This window comes from Actinoplanes sp. CA-051413, from assembly GCF_050955795.1.
In the GTDB taxonomy this organism is placed as follows: domain Bacteria; phylum Actinomycetota; class Actinomycetes; order Mycobacteriales; family Micromonosporaceae; genus Actinoplanes.
Genome location: NZ_CP192100.1, coordinates 4,635,141 through 4,652,430, shown reverse-complemented (window position 1 = coordinate 4,652,430; position 17,290 = coordinate 4,635,141). Strand labels below are relative to the sequence as shown.

Genomic DNA, 17,290 nt, shown 5'->3' with positions numbered 1-17,290 from the left:
GGTCAGCTCTGGGCGGCGTTCGGCCGGCCCCGATGACGGCTCAGGCCGGGTGCGGCGCTTCGGCGGCCGGGAGCTTGACGGTGAAGGTGCTGCCCTGGCCCAGCCGGGACTCGGCGGTGACCGAGCCGCCGTGCTCGGCGACGATGTTGCGCACGATGGCCAGGCCCAGGCCGGAGCCCTGCACTGCCTGGTCCATCGCGTTGGCGGCCCGGTGGAACGGGGTGAACAGGCCGGCCAGGTCGCCCTCGGGGATGCCGATCCCGGTGTCGGTCACGGTCAGCACCGCCGCGCCGTCCACGGCCCGTAGCCGGTAGGCGACCGCACCGCCGGGCCCGGTGAACTTCACCGCGTTGTCCAGCAGGTTGCGCAGCGCCCGCTCGAGCTGCCGGGCGTCCCCGTCGACGAAGACCTGTTCCGCCTCCCCGGTCACGCTGAGATCGCGGCCGCGGGCCAACGGCTCGAACTCGGTCCGCAGCGCCGTCATCACCTCGGCCAGGTCCACCCGGGCCGTGGTCGCGCCGACCGTGTTGTTGGCCCGGTCCAGCAGCAGCAGGTCGGCGACCGTCTCCTGCAGCCGGTGGGCGTTGCGCAGGATCGCGGTGACACCACGCTGCTGCAGCGGGGACAGGTCCCCGCCGTCGCCGTCGGCGAGCATCTCGGTGTAGCCCAGGATGCTGGTCAGCGGGGTACGCAGCTCGTGGGTGACGGTGGCGACGAAGGCGTCCTTACGTTCGTCGAGCACCCGCAGCTCGGTGATCAGCCGGGCCTGGCGGCGTTGCAGGCGCTGCTGGCGCACGGTGTGGTCGACCTCGCGCGCCACCGCGGCGAGCAGGCGCCGCTCGTCGGCGGTCCAGTCCGGCTGGTCGGGGCGTACGACGTGGATGAAGCCGGGCGGGCAGTCGGCGTCGCCGCCGATGGGCACGGCCACGCCGCCCGCGACGTCCGGCACCACCCGCACAGTGCCGGCCTCCCCGGCCAGGACCTCCCGCACGGTCCACTCCGGCAGCGGCGGCGCGTTGTCGGGCCAGCGCACGTCGACCTCGTCGGTGCCGCCGACGGGGATCCGGCTGTGGACCGCGTCGGCGCCGAGCGCGCGGCCGACGAGCTCGGCGACCCGGCAGGCGGTCGCGGCGGGCTCACAGGTCTCCCGCAGGGCGAGCGCCACCGCCTGGCGCAGTTCGGTGCTGGCGACCCGGGCGTCGTCCTCGGCGAGCAGCCGCTGGGTCTCGGCCGCGAGCCGGTTCAGCGTGCCGATGACGGCGCGCATCTCCGCCGGTCCGGCCGGCACCGCCCGGGCGGACAGCTCCCCGGCGGACAGCCGCTGCAGTGTCATCCGCATGTGCTCCAGCGGGGCCAGCAGCAGCCGGCGCGCGACCGCGGCGAGGGCCACGGTGACGGCCAGGAAGCCGATGGCCAGCAGTGCGAACAGCATCTGGGCCAGCCGCGCGGCGCGCCGGTCCGCCGCGTTGACCCGGCGCATGTCGGCCTGCAGCGCCTCGGCCACGGCCGCGTTGGCGGTACGGACGTCGTCGAACAGCTCCTTGCCCCGGCCGGTCTGCGAGTAGCCGGGATCGGCCACCCCGGCGTTGACGACCGGGTACGCGAACGCGTACAGCCAGCGGGACGCGGCGGCCCGCTCGGCGGTGAGCAGCCGCAGCACAGTCGGGTCGGTGGTCCGGCCGGCGATCTCGTCGAACGAGGTGAACGCGCCGATCCGTCCCTGGTCGTACGGCTGCAGGAAGCTCTTGTCGCCGGTGAGCTGGAAGCCCCGTACGCCGGTCTCGGCGTCCGTCATGTGCTGCAGCACCGCGGTGTTGGCGTCGCGGGCGGCCTCGACCCGGGCCACCCGCCGTTCGTGCCGGCTCTGCAGGTTGTCGCTGACCACGAACTGGGTCACCACGACGCCGATGAACAGCACCAGGACCGCGAGGACGCCCGCGTCGACGCGGGCCCGCACCGAGGCCACCTCAGGCGTCCGCGGGGGTGCGGGAGACCGGCAGCGTGAAGGAGATCGCGGTGCCGCCGCCGGGTGCGGCGTCGGCCCAGATCCGGCCGCCGTGGCGGGTGACAATCCGCTCGCAGGTGGAGAGCCCGACACCGTGCCCGGCGGTGCTGCCCGCCTCGGCGCGCGCGAACATCTCGAAGACCCGGCGGAGCTGGTCGGCGGGGATGCCGATGCCGTTGTCGCGGACCGTGACGACGTACTCGTCCTCCTCCCGCCGGGCGCACACCTCGACCTGGCAGTCCCGGGCCGGATCGCGGTACTTGACCGCGTTGCCGAGGAGGTTCTGCAGCAGCTGGCGCACCAGGGTGGGGTCGCAGGGCAGGGTGATCCGCGGGGGCGTGACCCGGACGGTGGCACCGCCGCCGCGGATGGTCTCCCGCAGGTCCGTCAGGGCCTGGTCGACCAGCTCACCGAGGTCGGCGTCCGCGCGCCGGCAGGGGCCGCTGCCGGCCCGGGCGTACATCAGCAGCGACTCGATGAGCGCCTGCATCCGGCCGACCGCCCGCACGGTGGCCCCGATCCACTTCTGGCCCTGGGCGTCGATCTCCGTGGCGTAATGGTCGCCGAGCAGTTCCAGGTAGCCGTTGACGACCGCCAGCGGCGCCGCGAGGTCATGGCTCACCACCGCGGCGAACTGTTCGAGTTCGGTGTTGGAGCGCAGCAGCTCGGCATGGGCGTCCCGCAGGGCCTGCTGCTGGGCCCGGTCCGCGGTGACGTCGGTCATCGCCACGACCGCCCCGAGCGGCGTGCCGTCGGCGGCGGTGAGGGCGCGGCCGCCCACGACGACGTGCCGCGCCGGCCGGTCGTCGGGGCGGATGACCAGCTCGGCGTCGCTGACCGCGCCGCCGTGCAGGACCTGCAGCAGGGGGATCTCCTCGCTGGGCAGTGGAGTGACCCCGTCGGCGCGGAACAGCCGGTAGTGCTCGGCGAAGTCGGCCGGCTCGATCGAGGGGTCGGCGTCGAGGCCGTGCCAGTCACGCGCGGCCCGGTTGAAGACGGTGAGGTGCCCGGACCGGTCGGCGGCGACCACCGCGACGTCGATGGTGTCCAGCACGGTGTCGGTGAACTGCTGGCGGGCCTCGGCCTCGGCGGCCAGCTCGGCCATGACGCGGGCCTGCCGGCGCCGCTCGAACAGCGCGAGGATCACCCCGGCCAGGTCCTCCAGGCGCTCGATCTGCTCGCCGGTCAGCTCCCGGGGCACCGAGTCGAAGACACACAGGGTGCCCAGCGCGTGTCCCTGCGGTGTGACCAGCGGCGCCGAGGCGTAGAACCGCACGTCGGCGAGGACCCCGGTGACCCACGGGTTGTCGCGGTAGGTGGGGTCGGTGCGGGCGTCCCGGACGTGCACGAACTGCCCGGCCTGGAACCGCAGGGCGCACATCGAGTCGGCGCGCGCGGAGTCACCGCCGGTGAAACCCGCGGTGGTGAGCTGGCACTGGCGGTGCTCGTCGATCAGGTTCAGGGTCGCGGTGGGCACCCCGGCGACCATCGCGGCAACCCGGACGACCGCCTCCAGTTCGTCGTCGGCGGGCGCGTCGAGCACGCGGTACTCGTGCAACGCGGCCAGGCGCTGCTGCTCGTCTCGACTCAACGCCCGTTCCTCTCCGCACGGTGGCATCAGCCCTCGTGACCTAGTTCGGCAGGTATTGCCGCGACTTGAACCGGTGTTGCGCGCACGCTGAGTGCACAGACCTGAGAGCTTCCTGAAAGTTGTTACCGATCCGTAACTTGAGGCTCCTGCGTACGTGTGGTGACGATCACAGGCCCGTCGGCCGACCGATGTGTCCATTAGCGACGCATCTCACGGAGGCGTACCCCGATTGCAGTGACCCACAGTAATCGATCTTGTTGCAGTCCTGTTACTGGCCGGTAGCCAGGGCTCTTGTCCTGATCCGCAGGTAGAGGCAACATTTCCCGCACGTTAAGACGGCCGCATCGACGGGCCTGCATAGCAATGGTTGACCTAGAGTCGCCCGCGATGCGAGCCGCATGGCGGTGCGGTCGCAGCCGTTGTAGTTCCCACAAGGAGGATCCGTGAAGGATGCGCAAGGCGATCCGGCCTACGGTCGCACCAACTGGCGCCGTTTCGCCGTAGCGGTGGCGGTCCCCACCGCGGCCGCCGGTGCCTTGGTCTTCGGCCTGGCCAACGGGGCGTTCGCCGCCTCGTTCGCCATCTCCGGCCAGCCGTTCAAGATCTCGGCCGACAAGCTCGACGGCGTCGGCTTCGCGCAGTACGGCGCCCAGCAGGAGACTGCCAAGGGCCAGGCGGTCCCGGTGGCCATGTCGGGCATCGCTTCGGCGAAGCTCTACAACCTGTGCCAGTCGGTACGGGCGCCGGGCTCGCCGATCAGCCTCACCATCCGGGCCGGTCGTGAGGCCAACAACCCGGCGAAGGCGACGAACCTGCTGATCGGCATGTCCGAGCTCAACGGCAACGCGGAGTTCACCGACATCAACATCGGCCAGGACGCGTCGACGCTGGGTCAGGGCGGCCCTGAGGCCAAGGGCCCGCTGGGCTCCTTCGGCCAGGAGGCCTCCCGCGTCGTGATCACCGACCTGAAGCAGACCGCGGTCTCCACCACGGCCGGCACGTTCACGCTGACCGGGCTCAACCTGAAGATCAACTTCCCGGGTAAGGACGGCAACCCACCGGAATGCTTCTGAGGTAGTTCCCGAGGCCCGCGGAGATCACCGGCCGCGGGCCTCCACCATGCCGGGGGGCCCAGCACGATTTTCTGGAGGAGTACGTGGCAACAACCAACGCGTCGGACGGCGGTTTCCGCCGCTGGCGGCGAAGCAGGCCTTTCTGGGGCGGCCTGCTGCTCCTGATCGCCGGGCTGGAGCTGTTCCTCAGCGCCAACCTGACCCTCGGCGATCTCGAGGTCCACATGGGCCCGGAGGGTTTCCTGTCCTACCTGCTCCCGCTGCTGCTCGTGCTGGCCGGCGTGCTGAGCTGGGTGACCCCGGGACAGCGCCTGTTCTACGGCGTGCTCGGCCTGCTCACCGCGGTGTACTCGCTGGTCGGGCTGAACCTCGGCGGCTTCGGGCTCGGCATGCTGCTCGGCATCTTCGGCGGCGCGCTCGTGCTCGCCTGGGCGCCCACCCGGCCCAAGCCGCAGGCACCCGCCCCGGCCGCGTCCGACGAGGACCCGGCGGCGCACGACACCGACGAGGACCCGGCGCCGCAGGAGCAGGACCAGCATCAGCACGACCCCGCGGCCACCATGATCGTGCCGGGGTTCACCGGCGGTCCGGACGACCACCGGAGCGCACCCGCTCCCCTGCGCCCGGCGGAGCCCACCCAGCAGTTCCCCGCTGAGCCCGGCTACCCCGGTGGCGAGCCCTCGCAGGCCGAGCCGCCCCGGCCGTCCAACGGCGTGCACCGCAAGACCTTCGTGATCACGCTGGTCCCGCTGGCGATGACTGCCGCTCTGCTGATCGCGGGCAGCAACACTCCGGCCCGCGCCGAGCCCGAGTGCCCCGAGGGCCTGCCGTCGCGCCCGGCCGCCGCGGCCAAGAAGGAGGCGGCGCGCCAGTCGTCGGCCAAGCCCTCGCCGAGCCGTACGGCCGCGAAGAAGACGCCGACGGCCAAGCCCTCCGCGTCGGCCAGCCCTTCCGCCTCCGGTGATGCCGAGGCCGGCGAGGAGGGTGACGGCGACGGGACCGGCAACCCGATCGTCGACGGCTGGAACGGGCTCGTGGACGGCGTCGGGGACCTGCTCGGCATCGGCGACAACGAGCAGGCCGAACCCGAGCCGGAGCCGAGCACGACCACCGAACCGCCGGCCACCCCGGATCCGACCGGCACCGCGACCCCGTCGGGCGAGCCGTCCTCGCCCGACCCCGGCCCGTCCGGCCAGCCCGACGGGTCCGGGACCCCGAGCACCTCGCCGAGCTCGGCGTCGCCGACGCCGAGCTCCAGCGACATCCCGTGCCTGGGACCGCGCGTCTTCAAGGTGGCCGGCCCGGACGACGTCCCGATGGTCTCCACCAAGGGCGGCACCCTGGAGACCGCCTCGCTGACCATGTACAACTCCACCTACGACGGCGTGGTGCAGCTGGACACGGCCAAGGGCAAGCTGGCCGCGCTGAAGTTCAGCATGAGCAAGGCGGTGAACGAGCCGTTCAAGCTGACCATCCCGGAGGTCGGCGACCACACCACGCTGATCGAGAGCAACAAGCTCACCACCGACGGCAACGTGCGCTTCTACACCCCGTCGTTCAAGGGCAAGCTGTTCGGCATCATCCCGGTGACGTTCACCCCCGAGTCGCCGCCACCGCTGATGCTGCCGGTGCTGTGGTTCACCGACGTGCAGATCAACCTGGCGTTCGTGCGGTGCGACACTCTGACGGGCGAGCCCCTGAAGGTGAGCGAGAAGAGGTAACCGGCAGGATGGCCCCGTGAACCTCGACAGCGGGGCCGGGCTGCTGCACCGGCTGACCTCCTACGAGCCGGGCCGCGAATGGGACGTGCCCGTCGACGATCCCCGCGTACGCCACGATCTCGTTCCCAACGACCCGGCGACGCTGCCGCCGCCGGTCAAGGCCTTTCCGGGCACCTCGGACCGCATCGCGCTGCCGCGGGAGCTCGACGATCCGGGTGTGAGCGCGACGGCCGTACTGGCCGGCGTACCGGCTCCGGCCCGGCCGCTGGATGCCGGCCAGCTGGGCCGGGTGCTCTTCCTCGGCGCCGGCGTCGTGCGCACGGCTGAACGGGCCGGGCGCCGGATCCTGTTCCGCGCCGCCGGCTCGGCCGGCGCCCGCTTCCCGCTGGAGCTCTATGCGAGCACGCGCGGCGTCGCGGGCATCCCGGACGGCGTGCACTGGTACGACCCGGAGCAGCACGCCCTCGTCACAGTCGGCCCGGCCGCCACCGGCACCGCCACCACGCTGATCATCACGGGCGTCCCGTGGCGCACCGGCTGGCGCTACGCCGAACGCGGGTGGCGCCACCTCTACTGGGACGCCGGCACCGTGCTCGCCCAGCTCTCCGCCGCCGCCGACAGCGCCGGTCTGGCGCCCCGGCTGCGCTCGCTGTTCCCGGACACCACGGTCAGCACCCTGGTCGGCGCGGACGGCGTGCATGAATATCCGCTGGCTCTGCTCACCTTCGGCGACGGCGAGCCGGCCATCGGGCCGGGCGGACCGACGGTGCCGGGCGAGCTTCCCAAGGTCGAGCTGCCGTTGTGCACCGCGGCCCAGCGCGCCGGGGACCGGGACGAGCTCGGCAAGCCCTGGCCGCGCGGGTCCGAGCTGCCCGGGCCGCCACCGTCGGATTCGCTCGACGAGGTGATCCGCCGGCGCGGCTCCCAGCGCCGGATGGACCGCTCCCGCACCTTGCCCCGGACGGCGCTGGAATGGCCCATGGCGGCGGCGCTGCGCGGGGTACGGGTGCCGCACTGGGTGGCCGTGCACGGCGTCGACGACGTGGCACCGGGCCTCTACCGCTGGCCGGACCTCACCCGGCCGCTGCACGCAGGCGATCTGCGCGACGAACTGCTGCGCATCGCCCTGGACCAGGGGCTGGCCGGCGACGCGGCGTACGTGGCGATCGCCGCCACCGCACTGTCCGGCCTGGACGATCGGGGCTACCGCGAGGCGCAGCTGGAGGCCGGACTGGTCGAGGGGCGGTTGCACCTGGCGGCGTACGCGCTCGGGGCCGGCGCCAGCGGCATGACCTTCCTCGACTCGGAGCTCCCGGCCCTGCTCGGCGAGAGCACCGACCTGGCCACCCTGATCTTCACCTGCGTCGGCGTGCCGCAGTACGCCTCGCGGGCCGGCGGCGCACCCGGCGCACCGGTGGCGGTTCGGCCGGTCATGCCCCGCCTGGGCCGCCCCTGAGGTTCAGGAGGCCTTGCGGGCGCGGCGCTCGCGCCAGCCCTGGACCGCCTTGTCGGCGTCGATCGGCGGCAGCAGCACCGGCGGACCGTCGAGCAGGCCGGCCCGCGCCTTGCGCAGCTGCTCATTGAGCCCGGCGACGTAGGCGCGGACGTCGGCCTCCGAGGTGCGCCGGTCGACGCTGTCGCGCAGATCCTGGGCCTCGCGGCGCAGCGCCAGGGTGGGTGGCAGCGCCCCGGCGGTCGCACCCTCGCGGCGCAGCCAGTCCTTGACCCACGTAACGCCGTCTCTATGCCCTGACCTGTGTGCTTTTGATGCCGCGCAGGTCAACGCATCTATGCCGGGCGGGTTCAGGAGGGTTCAGGGGTTCCCCGATGGGGTGGAACTTCCCCTTGGGGAAGAGTCGGCCACTACTGTTCCGGGGCATGGCATCGACCCCGGAAGTACGTGGCAACGCCGTCCGTACGACCTGGCTGTTAGGCGGCAGCGGACCCAAGCAGTCAGTCACATTCAGTGGCGGCGACCCCAAGGCCCGCATGAACCTCATCCTCGCAGCAAAGGCCCTCGCCGAGGCGAAGAACCACTGCATCACCCGTGATGAGGTGTACGCCGCGCTGCAGAACAAGGGCGAGGAAACACCCAGCCGAGTCCCGACGCTGAAGCAGTGGCTGCCGGAGTGGCGCCGGATGCGCCTCGAGGCCGGCGACGTACTCGAGCACACGTTGCTGTGCAATGAGCGGACCCTGGTAGCGCACGCCCTGCCGTTCCTCGGTCACCTGCGGCTCACCGACATCGACCGGGACCAGCTACGGGCCTGGGTGTCGTGGCTGAAGAAACGCCCAGCGACCTACGGCAAGAAGAACCGGCGGGAGGCGCCACCGCTGGCGGGTAGCACCGTGCGGAACTACTACGAGACGCTGTCGGCGTGCCTGGCCACGGCGGTGCCGTTGTGGTTGCCCGTCAACCCGGCGTTGGCGCTGCCCGGGGAACGCAAGAACTATGTGGGTCTGCCGCCGGAGAGCGACTTCGACGGCATGTTCCTGGAGCCGTGGGAGGCCGACGCGATCCTGGCGCAGTGTTCGCCCGAGCTGCGCGATGTGGTGTTCGTGGCGTTGCGCACGGGGGCGCGTGTGGGTGAGCTCGTGGCGTTGGAGTGCAAGGACGTGCTGTTTCCCCGCACGGGCGGCGCCGTGGTTCAGGTGCGCCGGACGGTGAAGCACGACGGCACGATCGGGTCGCCGAAGACGAAACTCAGCAGCCGTGACATCACGGTGGCCGGGGAGGCCGCAGCGATTCTGGCGCGGCTGGTGAGAGGTCACCGGCCGGGTCAGCGGGTGTTCCGTACGGCGCGAGGCGTGGCGTGGCATGTGGGTTCATTGCGGGAGTCGCACTGGCACCGGGCGGTCGCCGCGGCGATGCGCTGCCCGGACCATATGCCGCCAGCCCCGGTGAAGCCGGCGCACGGTGTCGTGCGGGGCTTGCGGCCGGACGAGGTGTCGTTCTGCGGCTGTGAGGGGGTGCTGCGACGCAGACCACGCATTCATGATCTTCGGCATACGCATGCGAGTGCGTTGCTGGAGTCGGGGATGTCGCCGAAGAAGGTGCAGCTGCGGCTCGGGCATTCCAGCTACCAGATCACCATGCGGATCTATGCGCATGTGCTGGACAACGGCCGGCGTGAGGAGCTCGACGCACTGGAGCGTTTCCTGACCGAAGCGCCGTTGCTCAAGCTGGCGGGTTAGTCCTCGCTGAGGAGCTCAATGAGTTCGTCGGCGCGCTCGTTGAGGCGTTGCTCCGCGCGTCGCCGTTCGTCTTCGGCGGTCTTGATGAGGATCTGCACGATGCGGGTTTTCTGAGCTTCGGTGATCCGGTCATCGCGCATGATTTTGGTGACGAGGGCGCTGAGGGTGTCGCTGCGGTTGGCGCTGGTTCGGTCCGTGGTCAGGTCTGGGCCGGCCAGGAGTGTGGGTTCGCCGCCGTCGGCGATCTGCTGGGCGCTGCCGGTGGCCCATTTGAGGGTGCGTTCGAGACGGGCGATGGTGGTGCGGTCGAAGCGTCCGTCGCGGCGGCCGGTTTCGATGTCGCCGAGGATGCGGGTGCTGATGTTGCTGGCGTCGGCGAGTTGTTGGCGGGTGCGGTAGCCGAGTTCGTCGCGTCGTGCGGTGACGTAGGTGCCTAGTCGTGTCCAGTCGGCCATGCCGCTCATTGTGGTGGCGACAAGTGGCGACAGCCAAGTTTGCGAGTGGTTTGACACGCCGATCACTCCCCAGTGCGCACAGTGGATCTCATAGACGTCGATCCCTCTAGCCGATCACTCTAACCCCAACAGGTGATCTCGCCATTCGCCGTAGGCGCTTACTGGCGACATCGCCACTTGTCGCCTACGCTCATCCACATGACCCGAACGAAGTCCAACGGGGCGGAGATCCGTCGACTGCGCGAAGCCCAGGGCGTCGGATGCCCCCAACTCGCCGACAAAGTGGGCATTGACCGCAGGTTCCTCAACAAGATCGAGAACGGCCTGCAGGACGGCTCGCCGGCAACCCGGCTGAAGATCGCTCAGGCGCTCGGCGTCGACCTCACCCAGATCACCTACACCGTGCCCACGCAGCGCCGCGCCGAACAGGCCGCGTGATGGCCGAGACCTTCACCCTCGAAGAGGTCGGCGCGCTCTTGAACACCGTCGTGTCCGGCATCCGAACCGGCAGCGTCGAGGACCGCGTCTTCACCCTCGAAGAGGTCGCCGCCCGCACCGGCTGGGCCCTCGACACTCTCGAGGAGGACTGCCGCGCCGGGCGCCTGCAGCACACCAAGCGTGGCCGCAAGCGCGGCATGACGTCGTCGCAGATCGCGGACGCGATCCACCAGCACACTGTCGGCGTTCCTCTCGCCGATCAGATCGCCGCGCTCGCCAGCCGCAACTCCGGCGTGCGACCCGGGAACGCTCGCCGGAGAGCCGCATGAGCGAGAAGCCGCGCCGCAGCTACGTCCGATTCAACGCCCTCGTCCAATACTGGGCCGAGAACTACACCAGCGTCCTCCCCGACCTGCCGGCTGGATCCATCGGCTGGAACGAGCCATTCTGCTTCCGATGCGGCTGGCTCGCGCCAACACCGGACGACGACGACAACCCGTGGCGGCGGATGGATAGCTGGCTCGAGAAAGCCCACCTGCAGGACCACGTCGGCGGTGGACCCGACACGGCGGAGAACATCGTGCCGCTGTGCGCCATCTGCCACCGCGGCATGCCGGACTTCCCGGATTCCCGCGCCGCTGCGCTGGCCTGGGTGAAGGCGCAGGGCCACTCGTCATGCCCTTCGTGGTGGCAGCAGGCCACCGACGCCTTGTGGGGCGGCGACCGTTTCAAGTCGTTCCCCGGCTCGGTCGTCTTCTTCAACACCTACTTCGTCCTGAGTCAGCGGCGTGAGCGGATCGGCGGTGCGTTCAGTCGCCGTGACGCCGGAGACCTCGAGGGCGCGCTTTCGTCGCTGCGCTTCGCCGGCCTTGACGGTGATGTTGCGCTGGCGGTCCTCGACGACGACTTCAGTGCCTTGGCCGCCGCGGTCGGTGCCGCATGACGGTCGCCGTGATCCGCAAGCTCCGTTCCGGCGGCGCCGTGTTCGAGCTGCCGAGGGTGACGCCGCACTGGTTCGCGGATTGGCGTCGCGCTGTCGCGGAGGCGGAGTCCTGCGGGATGGAGCACCTGGTGCTGGAGCCCGAGAACAGCCGACCGCCTGTGGTGGTCCTTGCCGCGGTCTGAACGAAAGCGGCTCCTGACTGACGCAACCAGCCAGGAGCCCGCACTGCCCAACCATCACCCGAGTAGGGAGTGACGGCTTTATGAGCACTGACTGTATCGCCACCCATCGATCACCGGAACCCGGTGTCACCCCTGTCATCGACCCGGCCCGTCTGTCATGGGGGCCGTGGGAAGAGTTCCAGCAGGTCGCCAAGGCGGACACGGCGACGTCGCGGTACTGGTCCACGCGGGTGTTCCGGCCGGCGCACAACATCGCCCACCCCGCGGTCATGGCCGACTGCCCGGGCTGCCGGTACGAGACGGCGGTCGCGGCGTGAGCCTCATCGAACGCGCGAAGGCCGCTGCCCGGGCGAAGCATGAGCCGCCGTGGGCTGAGGGCGAACTGCCCCGGATTGGTGTCGCGGCGAGGGCGTTGGCGAAGCGTGACCGGCGTGGGTGGTGGCGTTTGCAGAAGCGTGAGGGCCGCCGGCTGTTGAAGCAGACCCAGTCGTGACCGCCGTCTGGGTGGGTCTGGTCTGCCTGGTTGCAGGGTTCTTCCTCGGTCGGCGCACGTCGTTTGTTCGCGGCATGAACAAGGGCCGCCGGCTGACGGAGATGGAGCACGGCTGGGTGCCGGTGCTGGTCCCGGGGATCCACAGGCGGCGCTGGTCGCTGGTGAACCGCAAGGTTCCGGAGCCTCCCGGGCTGGTCGAGCGGCACATCACGCCGACCAAGGAAGCCGCCCCGCACGCCCGGTCCCGCTGACCACCACCTGCCCTTTTTCCTTTGCCACATCTGCGCCCGAACGAAGGTCCGACATGCATACAGATACCCGAATCGAACGCCCCACCGACGATGTCCTGGCCCGCCTGGAGAAGAACCGAAACGACGCGTCGACGTCGTACCGGGCCCGGCACGCGCACAAGCCCGGCCCTGCTGCGGAGAGCGCGGCGAAGGCGCGGGTGTCGGACTACCTGCCTGCGCATGAGAAGACTGAGCTGATCCCGGCGGTGATGCTGCAGGCGGTCGTGCCGCTTCCGCAGCGGCCCGCTATCCCGCCGGCGGGGGTGCCGGCCGCTGCGGTGTCGGTGCCTGCGATCGAGCCGCCTGCTGCGGTGACGGTTGGGATGCTGGAGCGGGTCCTGCGTGGCCTTCGTTCCCTGCGGGGCAAGCCGTGAAGCCCCCGATGCCGTACTTCGGCGGCAAGATCACTCTGGGTCCCGTCATCGCATCCCTGCTCCCGGCGCACAAGCACTACGTCGAGCCGTACTGCGGAAGCCTCGCCGTGCTGTTCGCGAAGACGCCGGCAGCCCACGAAACCGTCAACGACCTCGACGGCGAGTTGATGACCTTCTGGCGAGTCCTGCGGGAACGACCCGACGACCTCGCCCGAGTGTGCGCACTCACCCCGCACTCCCGCGCCGAGCACCAGGCCGCCTACGAGCCCACCGAGGACGACCTCGAGACTGCACGACGGGTGTTCGTGCGACTCACCCAGGGCCGTTCGGGGAAGCTCCGCAAGACCGGATGGCGTCACTTCGTCAAGCCCGGCGGGTCGTCGGTGGGCATGCCTGCCTACCTCGCGGGCTACGTAGACCGCATGGCGCCAGCTGTTGAACGACTGGCGGGCGTCTCGCTTGAGTCGATGCCGGCTCTCGATCTGATCGCGAAGTACGGCGCCGATCCGGAGGTGCTGCTCTACGTCGATCCTCCGTACCTGGGTACCACCCGGGCCGAGTCTGTAGACGGCTACAAGCACGAGATGCTCGCCGAGGACGACCATCGAGCACTCGCGGAGGCTCTTCACTCTGCTCGAGCTGCGGTGGTGTTGTCCGGCTATCCGTCGGATCTGTACGACCGGGAGCTGTACGCGGGCTGGGATCGCCACACGATGGCCACGGGTACGGGCCAGGGCGACAAGCAGTGGGGTAACCGCACTGAGGTGTTGTGGTCGAACCGTCCGCTGGGTGTGCAGCCCTCCCTCTTCGACGAGATGGAGGCGGCGTGACTTTCGACGGTGTTTCTGTGGAGGACGTCGCGGCGGCGTTGCAGTTGTTCGGGGTTCTGGATTGGCTGCTGGCGAGCCTGACGTTCGCGTTCGTCCTCGGCGTGTGTCTGCTGGTGGTGGGGGCGGTCGGGATCGTCTGGTCGCGGATCTCGCACGCCCGGCAGGCGGCTGCGGACGAGTCGGCCCCGGCGGGTGTGGAGTGACCGCGGGGTTGCCGGTGTTGACCGGCCGCGAGTTCGACTTGGTGTTCAAGGTGTCGCTGATTTGGGCTGCTGTCCTCGTCGCGGCGGTGCTGATCTGCCTGCTGGCGGTGAGGTACTGGCGTGACCGGGCGTTGGGTCGGGGACCCGAAGACCCGATGGCCGGCATCGACGCCGTGTTCAGCCCGAGCCAGGAGCGCCTGCCGTGAGGGCCGGCGCTGTGTTGCTGGCTGTCGGTGGTGTCGTCCTGTTGTTCGCGTCGGTGCGGATCCTCGCTGACGGTGTCCGCGGGTTGCGGAGGCGTTCATGACGCAGCGGCGCAACGACCCAGTGAACAACGGCTTCGGCCACTACCGCCAGCGGAAGGTCATCAACCTGCCCGCGGAGATGCGGTTCGGTCTGGACCGGTACGAGCAGGCCACGTTGCGGCTCATCGCCGACCTGGACGCGTTCCTGGCCGAGGAGCAGCAGCGAACCCGCGTGAGGCGCGGTGACCCCGGTGAGTGAGCAGATCCGACCCGTTGATGCCGGGCTGGTGCTGGGCCTGTTCCGGCAGGCCCGTGACGAGGTCACCGAGATGGTCCACACGGCCAGCGGTGACGACCGGCGTGACGTGCGGGACGCGTTGCTGCATGTGGCGTTCCGTCTTGAGGTGCTGGAGCGGGATCTGGGTGTGCGGCTGGGCGTGAACGACGCCGTACCGGCGCCCCTCGAGGTCCGCGAGGTCGGCTTGAACACGGCCGGCCGGCGGTTGCAGGGCAACGTCGCACGGCACAGGGCGCGACCGTGACCGCAGTGCAGAAGCTCCTGTGGGAGTGGCTGGGATGGCTGTTCGCGTGCGGGATCGTGCTGGCCTCGTACGCGGCCGTCTACCTGATGGGGCGCGGTCACGGCCGGCAGGCGCAGCGCCGGGCGAACGTCCTGTCCGCGGTTGAGGAAGCGGCGGCCGTGACCGTCGCGATTCCCCTGCAGCGGCAGGACGTGGAGTCGTGACCGCTTACGAGTACCGGTATCTGGCCGGCGGTGTTGTCCGGCATCTGCTGGTCGACGCCCTGGCCGATGCTGCGGTGTGCGGGCTCGCCCCGTGGAAGTACTCGCTGTGGCACGGGACGGGTTCGCGGGTGGAGCGGGACCTGTTGGCGTCGCTGCCGGACTGCAAGTTGTGTCTGCGGAGGCGGCGATGAGCGGCTACTCCGGTAGCTCAACCCGCAGCGTCGACCCGCCCTTGCTCTTGATGCCGCGCTTGGCGGGGCCGATGTCGTTGTCCCGCGCAATCTTCCGGACGTACGCGTCGGTGAACGGGCCTGCAGCGGTGACGGCGCCGGGCGTGGCACCAGCCTTGAGGGCGACAACGACAGCGATGAGGGCTTCTTCTCGGGCGCGTTCGTGGGCAGCTTCGGTGGCTTTGTATGTCTCCCGTGCTGCCGTCAGGCGCTCAAGAGCCTCTTTCGTGTCGTCCTTCTCGGTCATGGCGCCACCCTAGCGCAACGCCATTGCGATTTACAGAGTTGGTGCGCTACGGTCTTACGTAAGCGCAAGCCGTTTTTACTTGCGAAACTCATGATCGCTTTGAGGAAGGTTAAGCCTTGACGCTCCCAAACGGCACACCCGTCGAGGTGGCCTCAATTCCGTTCCACGGCGGGGATGTCCTAGCTGCGCAGATTGACGACAAGACCCACGTCGTCTTGCGGCCCGCCATCGAGATGCTCGGCCTGGACTACTCCAGTCAGCTCCGGAAGCTCAAGGCCAAGTCGTGGGCCTGCGTAGTCAATTTGACTATGCAGCTCCCGGGCGACACCCAAAGCCGGGATCACGCCGCAGTCGACGTCCGCACCTTCCTGATGCTCATGGCGACGATCAACGAGAAGCAGGTCGCCGATGGCGTCCGCGACGTCCTCATCGCCTACCAGAACGAGATCGCTGACGTCATCGAGTCGTACTTCGTCGACGGCGAAGCCGCCAACCCCCGCACTGCTCACCCGGCACCGCTGGAGCTGACCTCCTCCCCGGTCGCGGTCCAAGCCGAAGAGACCGCCGCGATCATCCGCATGCTCGGCACCGGTGTTGAGGTTGGCCTGCTCGACCGGTCCTGGGCGGCCGGCAAGGCTCAGCTGCGGGTTGCCCGCGTCATGGGTGAAGCACCCGAACTGCCCGCCGAGCTGACCCCGCTCTACATCCCCGACTACCTGAAGTCGAAGGGCTTGACCGCTCGGGAAATCAACTCGGTCCAGTCGTGGTTCGGCCGGCGGGCCGTCGAGATGGGCGAGGCGAACGGCCTCGACGTGCCGGCGTTGCGCCCGACGGAGCAGACGAACGGGTCGATCCGGGAGACGCGGGCGTGGCGGCGGGAGCACCTGCCGCTGTTCGAGATGGTCTGGGACACCTACTACGCCGAGAAGTACGCCACCCCAATGGTCCTTGAGTTGGGTGCGGCATGAGCGACTACATCACTCTCGCCGACATCGAGGCGCAGATCGCCCACCATCAGCGCGCAATCCAGGAGCTGCGAGAGGTCGGCATCCGACTCGACGAGGCCATCTCGATGCCCGGCGCGGAAGCTCGCAAGTGGCTCGTCAGTCGTGGTGCAACCGACAAGGAAGCCGCCGCCCTGATCGTGAAGGTCGTCCGCGAGCGCCGTTCTGCCAGTGATGGAGGCGTTCGATGACCGCCCCACTGGACCTCGACGCCATCAGCGCGGAGTTCCTGACCCAGTGCGGTTCCTGCGACGCCGGCGTCTCGGTGATTTGCACCTGCGCGGGGCGAGACTACCGGCCGACGATGATCACCCTCGTACGGGAGGTGGAACGCTACCGCGACACCCTCGAAGACCTTGCCAAGGACTGCGAAGCGTTCCCCGAAGGCCACACGTGGGCCGCCATCATGACCGCGACCGCTGTTCGGCTACGGCTGATCCTGGCCGGTGAGCGCCCGTGACCGCCCCGATCCCGGTGCTGGTCCGCCGCCACAAGTGCCCGCACTGCCCCCGCACCGCGTCCCGCCCGGTCCGTGTCCGCGAACACATGAACCGCTGCTGGTACAACCCGGCCGCCCGTGGCTGCAAAACCTGCAAGCACTTCGACCAAGACCCGGGCGACGCAGAGGTTGGCCTGGTCGGCGGGGAGTTCTGCGGCGCCGGTGTGGACCTGACCGGCCGTCCCGCGTGTGGCACCTGCAACGGCGTAGGCGAGACGTTCGACCGCGGCACGCTCGGCGTCAGCGAGTGCCATGAGTGCGGCGGTGACGGTGCCGAGGTCAAGTCGGGCCCGATCGTGCACTGCGACCTGTGGGAGGCGTCCTCATGACCGCCGCAACTGACGCCTTGGCCCGCCTCGACGACGGCGACACCCACCCCGGTGACCACACCTTGGCCGACATCTTCGACCGGCACTGCCAGTGGGGTGCCAGGCCGTGCCTGATCTGCGGCGCTGAGGGCGGCCCGGAGTGCCTGTCGTGCGTCATCGCCGCCGAGGTCGAAGCCAAGCGGACGGCAGACCAGTGAC

At 70.0% G+C, this 17,290-nt stretch carries 28 protein-coding genes; 23 read left to right on the top strand and 5 right to left on the bottom strand.

Features of this window, described 5'->3' with window-relative positions:
• Positions 1-40: 40 nt before the first annotated feature.
• Both ACQP2Y_RS22020 and ACQP2Y_RS22015 read right to left on the bottom strand, forming a co-directional pair.
• Positions 41-1,957, bottom strand: coding sequence for an ATP-binding protein (locus tag ACQP2Y_RS22020; protein WP_433731179.1), 1,917 nt, complete (start codon positions 1,955-1,957; stop codon positions 41-43).
• A gap of 10 nt (positions 1,958-1,967) precedes the next feature.
• On the bottom strand, positions 1,968-3,596 hold the full coding sequence (locus ACQP2Y_RS22015; RefSeq protein ID WP_433731177.1) for a sensor histidine kinase: 1,629 nt from the start codon (positions 3,594-3,596) through the stop codon (positions 1,968-1,970).
• Positions 3,597-4,039: 443 nt separating this feature from the next.
• Between ACQP2Y_RS22015 and ACQP2Y_RS22010 the strand changes: the two genes are divergently transcribed.
• The 3 genes from ACQP2Y_RS22010 (at position 4,040) to ACQP2Y_RS22000 (ending at position 7,846) form a co-directional block, all read left to right on the top strand.
• Positions 4,040-4,669: a DUF6230 family protein gene (locus ACQP2Y_RS22010; RefSeq protein WP_433731175.1), complete on the top strand. Its 630-nt coding sequence runs from the start codon at positions 4,040-4,042 to the stop codon at positions 4,667-4,669.
• An 83-nt stretch (positions 4,670-4,752) separates the two neighbouring features.
• The gene (locus ACQP2Y_RS22005) at positions 4,753-6,390 is read left to right on the top strand and encodes a DUF6114 domain-containing protein (RefSeq protein WP_433731173.1); all 1,638 of its coding nucleotides are present in this window, start codon (positions 4,753-4,755) and stop codon (positions 6,388-6,390) included.
• A 16-nt stretch (positions 6,391-6,406) separates the two neighbouring features.
• Positions 6,407-7,846: a SagB/ThcOx family dehydrogenase gene (locus tag ACQP2Y_RS22000; protein ID WP_433731171.1), complete on the top strand. Its 1,440-nt coding sequence runs from the start codon at positions 6,407-6,409 to the stop codon at positions 7,844-7,846.
• Positions 7,847-7,849: 3 nt separating this feature from the next.
• Here ACQP2Y_RS22000 and ACQP2Y_RS21995 read toward each other — a convergent pair whose 3' ends face one another.
• Positions 7,850-8,173, bottom strand: coding sequence for a hypothetical protein (locus ACQP2Y_RS21995; RefSeq protein WP_433731169.1), 324 nt, complete (start codon positions 8,171-8,173; stop codon positions 7,850-7,852).
• A gap of 95 nt (positions 8,174-8,268) precedes the next feature.
• On the opposite strand from ACQP2Y_RS21995, the gene ACQP2Y_RS21990 reads away from it, so the two are divergent.
• Positions 8,269-9,585, top strand: a complete 1,317-nt coding sequence (locus ACQP2Y_RS21990; RefSeq protein WP_433731167.1) for a tyrosine-type recombinase/integrase — start codon at positions 8,269-8,271, stop codon at positions 9,583-9,585.
• Here the strand turns inward: ACQP2Y_RS21990 and ACQP2Y_RS21985 are convergent.
• Complete coding sequence (locus tag ACQP2Y_RS21985; RefSeq protein ID WP_433731165.1) at positions 9,582-10,040, bottom strand: hypothetical protein; 459 nt, start codon at positions 10,038-10,040, stop codon at positions 9,582-9,584. The genes ACQP2Y_RS21990 and ACQP2Y_RS21985 overlap by 4 nt on opposite strands.
• Positions 10,041-10,238: 198 nt before the next feature.
• On the opposite strand from ACQP2Y_RS21985, the gene ACQP2Y_RS21980 reads away from it, so the two are divergent.
• The 14 genes from ACQP2Y_RS21980 to ACQP2Y_RS21915 all read left to right on the top strand — a co-directional run bounded on the left by ACQP2Y_RS21980 (position 10,239) and on the right by ACQP2Y_RS21915 (position 14,974).
• Positions 10,239-10,478: a helix-turn-helix domain-containing protein gene (locus ACQP2Y_RS21980; protein WP_433731163.1), complete on the top strand. Its 240-nt coding sequence runs from the start codon at positions 10,239-10,241 to the stop codon at positions 10,476-10,478.
• The gene (locus ACQP2Y_RS21975; protein WP_433731161.1) at positions 10,478-10,807 is read left to right on the top strand and encodes a hypothetical protein; all 330 of its coding nucleotides are present in this window, start codon (positions 10,478-10,480) and stop codon (positions 10,805-10,807) included. The genes ACQP2Y_RS21980 and ACQP2Y_RS21975 overlap by 1 nt, the downstream gene beginning before the upstream one ends.
• Positions 10,804-11,421 carry a hypothetical protein gene (locus ACQP2Y_RS21970; protein WP_433731159.1) on the top strand — a complete coding sequence of 206 codons (618 nt, stop codon included), beginning with the start codon at positions 10,804-10,806 and terminating at the stop codon, positions 11,419-11,421. The genes ACQP2Y_RS21975 and ACQP2Y_RS21970 overlap by 4 nt, the downstream gene beginning before the upstream one ends.
• Positions 11,418-11,603, top strand: a complete 186-nt coding sequence (locus ACQP2Y_RS21965) for a hypothetical protein (RefSeq protein ID WP_433731157.1) — start codon at positions 11,418-11,420, stop codon at positions 11,601-11,603. Before ACQP2Y_RS21970 ends, ACQP2Y_RS21965 begins: the two co-directional genes overlap by 4 nt.
• 80 nt (positions 11,604-11,683) lie before the next feature.
• A complete protein-coding gene (locus ACQP2Y_RS21960) occupies positions 11,684-11,920 on the top strand; it encodes a hypothetical protein (protein WP_433731155.1) in 237 nt (78 codons plus the stop codon).
• Positions 11,921-12,092: 172 nt separating this feature from the next.
• The gene (locus ACQP2Y_RS21955; protein ID WP_433731153.1) at positions 12,093-12,347 is read left to right on the top strand and encodes a hypothetical protein; all 255 of its coding nucleotides are present in this window, start codon (positions 12,093-12,095) and stop codon (positions 12,345-12,347) included.
• Positions 12,348-12,400: 53 nt separating this feature from the next.
• On the top strand, positions 12,401-12,760 hold the full coding sequence (locus ACQP2Y_RS21950) for a hypothetical protein (protein ID WP_433731151.1): 360 nt from the start codon (positions 12,401-12,403) through the stop codon (positions 12,758-12,760).
• 8 nt (positions 12,761-12,768) lie between these two features.
• Entirely contained in the window at positions 12,769-13,590 is an 822-nt protein-coding gene (locus tag ACQP2Y_RS21945; protein WP_433731149.1) for a DNA adenine methylase, read from the top strand.
• Positions 13,587-13,793 (top strand): hypothetical protein, encoded by a 207-nt coding sequence (locus tag ACQP2Y_RS21940; RefSeq protein ID WP_433731147.1) that lies wholly within the window; start codon positions 13,587-13,589, stop codon positions 13,791-13,793. The genes ACQP2Y_RS21945 and ACQP2Y_RS21940 overlap by 4 nt, the downstream gene beginning before the upstream one ends.
• Complete coding sequence (locus ACQP2Y_RS21935) at positions 13,790-13,999, top strand: hypothetical protein (RefSeq protein WP_433731145.1); 210 nt, start codon at positions 13,790-13,792, stop codon at positions 13,997-13,999. The genes ACQP2Y_RS21940 and ACQP2Y_RS21935 overlap by 4 nt, the downstream gene beginning before the upstream one ends.
• 97 nt (positions 14,000-14,096) lie before the next feature.
• The gene (locus ACQP2Y_RS21930) at positions 14,097-14,297 is read left to right on the top strand and encodes a hypothetical protein (protein ID WP_433731143.1); all 201 of its coding nucleotides are present in this window, start codon (positions 14,097-14,099) and stop codon (positions 14,295-14,297) included.
• The gene (locus ACQP2Y_RS21925; protein WP_433731141.1) at positions 14,290-14,580 is read left to right on the top strand and encodes a hypothetical protein; all 291 of its coding nucleotides are present in this window, start codon (positions 14,290-14,292) and stop codon (positions 14,578-14,580) included. Before ACQP2Y_RS21930 ends, ACQP2Y_RS21925 begins: the two co-directional genes overlap by 8 nt.
• Positions 14,577-14,783: a hypothetical protein gene (locus ACQP2Y_RS21920; protein WP_433731139.1), complete on the top strand. Its 207-nt coding sequence runs from the start codon at positions 14,577-14,579 to the stop codon at positions 14,781-14,783. Before ACQP2Y_RS21925 ends, ACQP2Y_RS21920 begins: the two co-directional genes overlap by 4 nt.
• Positions 14,780-14,974 carry a hypothetical protein gene (locus tag ACQP2Y_RS21915; RefSeq protein WP_433731137.1) on the top strand — a complete coding sequence of 65 codons (195 nt, stop codon included), beginning with the start codon at positions 14,780-14,782 and terminating at the stop codon, positions 14,972-14,974. The genes ACQP2Y_RS21920 and ACQP2Y_RS21915 overlap by 4 nt, the downstream gene beginning before the upstream one ends.
• Positions 14,975-14,978: 4 nt before the next feature.
• On the opposite strand, the gene ACQP2Y_RS21910 is transcribed toward ACQP2Y_RS21915, so the two are convergent.
• The gene (locus ACQP2Y_RS21910) at positions 14,979-15,260 is read right to left on the bottom strand and encodes a hypothetical protein (RefSeq protein ID WP_433731136.1); all 282 of its coding nucleotides are present in this window, start codon (positions 15,258-15,260) and stop codon (positions 14,979-14,981) included.
• Between the two features lie 116 nt (positions 15,261-15,376).
• On the opposite strand from ACQP2Y_RS21910, the gene ACQP2Y_RS21905 reads away from it, so the two are divergent.
• From ACQP2Y_RS21905 to ACQP2Y_RS21885, 5 genes are read left to right on the top strand one after another with little or no spacing between them, the layout of a single operon-like run.
• Positions 15,377-16,228, top strand: a complete 852-nt coding sequence (locus ACQP2Y_RS21905; protein WP_433731134.1) for a phage antirepressor N-terminal domain-containing protein — start codon at positions 15,377-15,379, stop codon at positions 16,226-16,228.
• Positions 16,225-16,455, top strand: a complete 231-nt coding sequence (locus ACQP2Y_RS21900; protein WP_433731132.1) for a hypothetical protein — start codon at positions 16,225-16,227, stop codon at positions 16,453-16,455. The genes ACQP2Y_RS21905 and ACQP2Y_RS21900 overlap by 4 nt, the downstream gene beginning before the upstream one ends.
• Positions 16,452-16,724 (top strand): hypothetical protein, encoded by a 273-nt coding sequence (locus ACQP2Y_RS21895; protein WP_433731130.1) that lies wholly within the window; start codon positions 16,452-16,454, stop codon positions 16,722-16,724. Before ACQP2Y_RS21900 ends, ACQP2Y_RS21895 begins: the two co-directional genes overlap by 4 nt.
• Complete coding sequence (locus ACQP2Y_RS21890; protein ID WP_433731128.1) at positions 16,721-17,092, top strand: hypothetical protein; 372 nt, start codon at positions 16,721-16,723, stop codon at positions 17,090-17,092. Before ACQP2Y_RS21895 ends, ACQP2Y_RS21890 begins: the two co-directional genes overlap by 4 nt.
• Positions 17,089-17,289, top strand: a complete 201-nt coding sequence (locus tag ACQP2Y_RS21885; RefSeq protein WP_433731127.1) for a hypothetical protein — start codon at positions 17,089-17,091, stop codon at positions 17,287-17,289. The genes ACQP2Y_RS21890 and ACQP2Y_RS21885 overlap by 4 nt, the downstream gene beginning before the upstream one ends.
• Position 17,290: the final 1 nt, after the last annotated feature.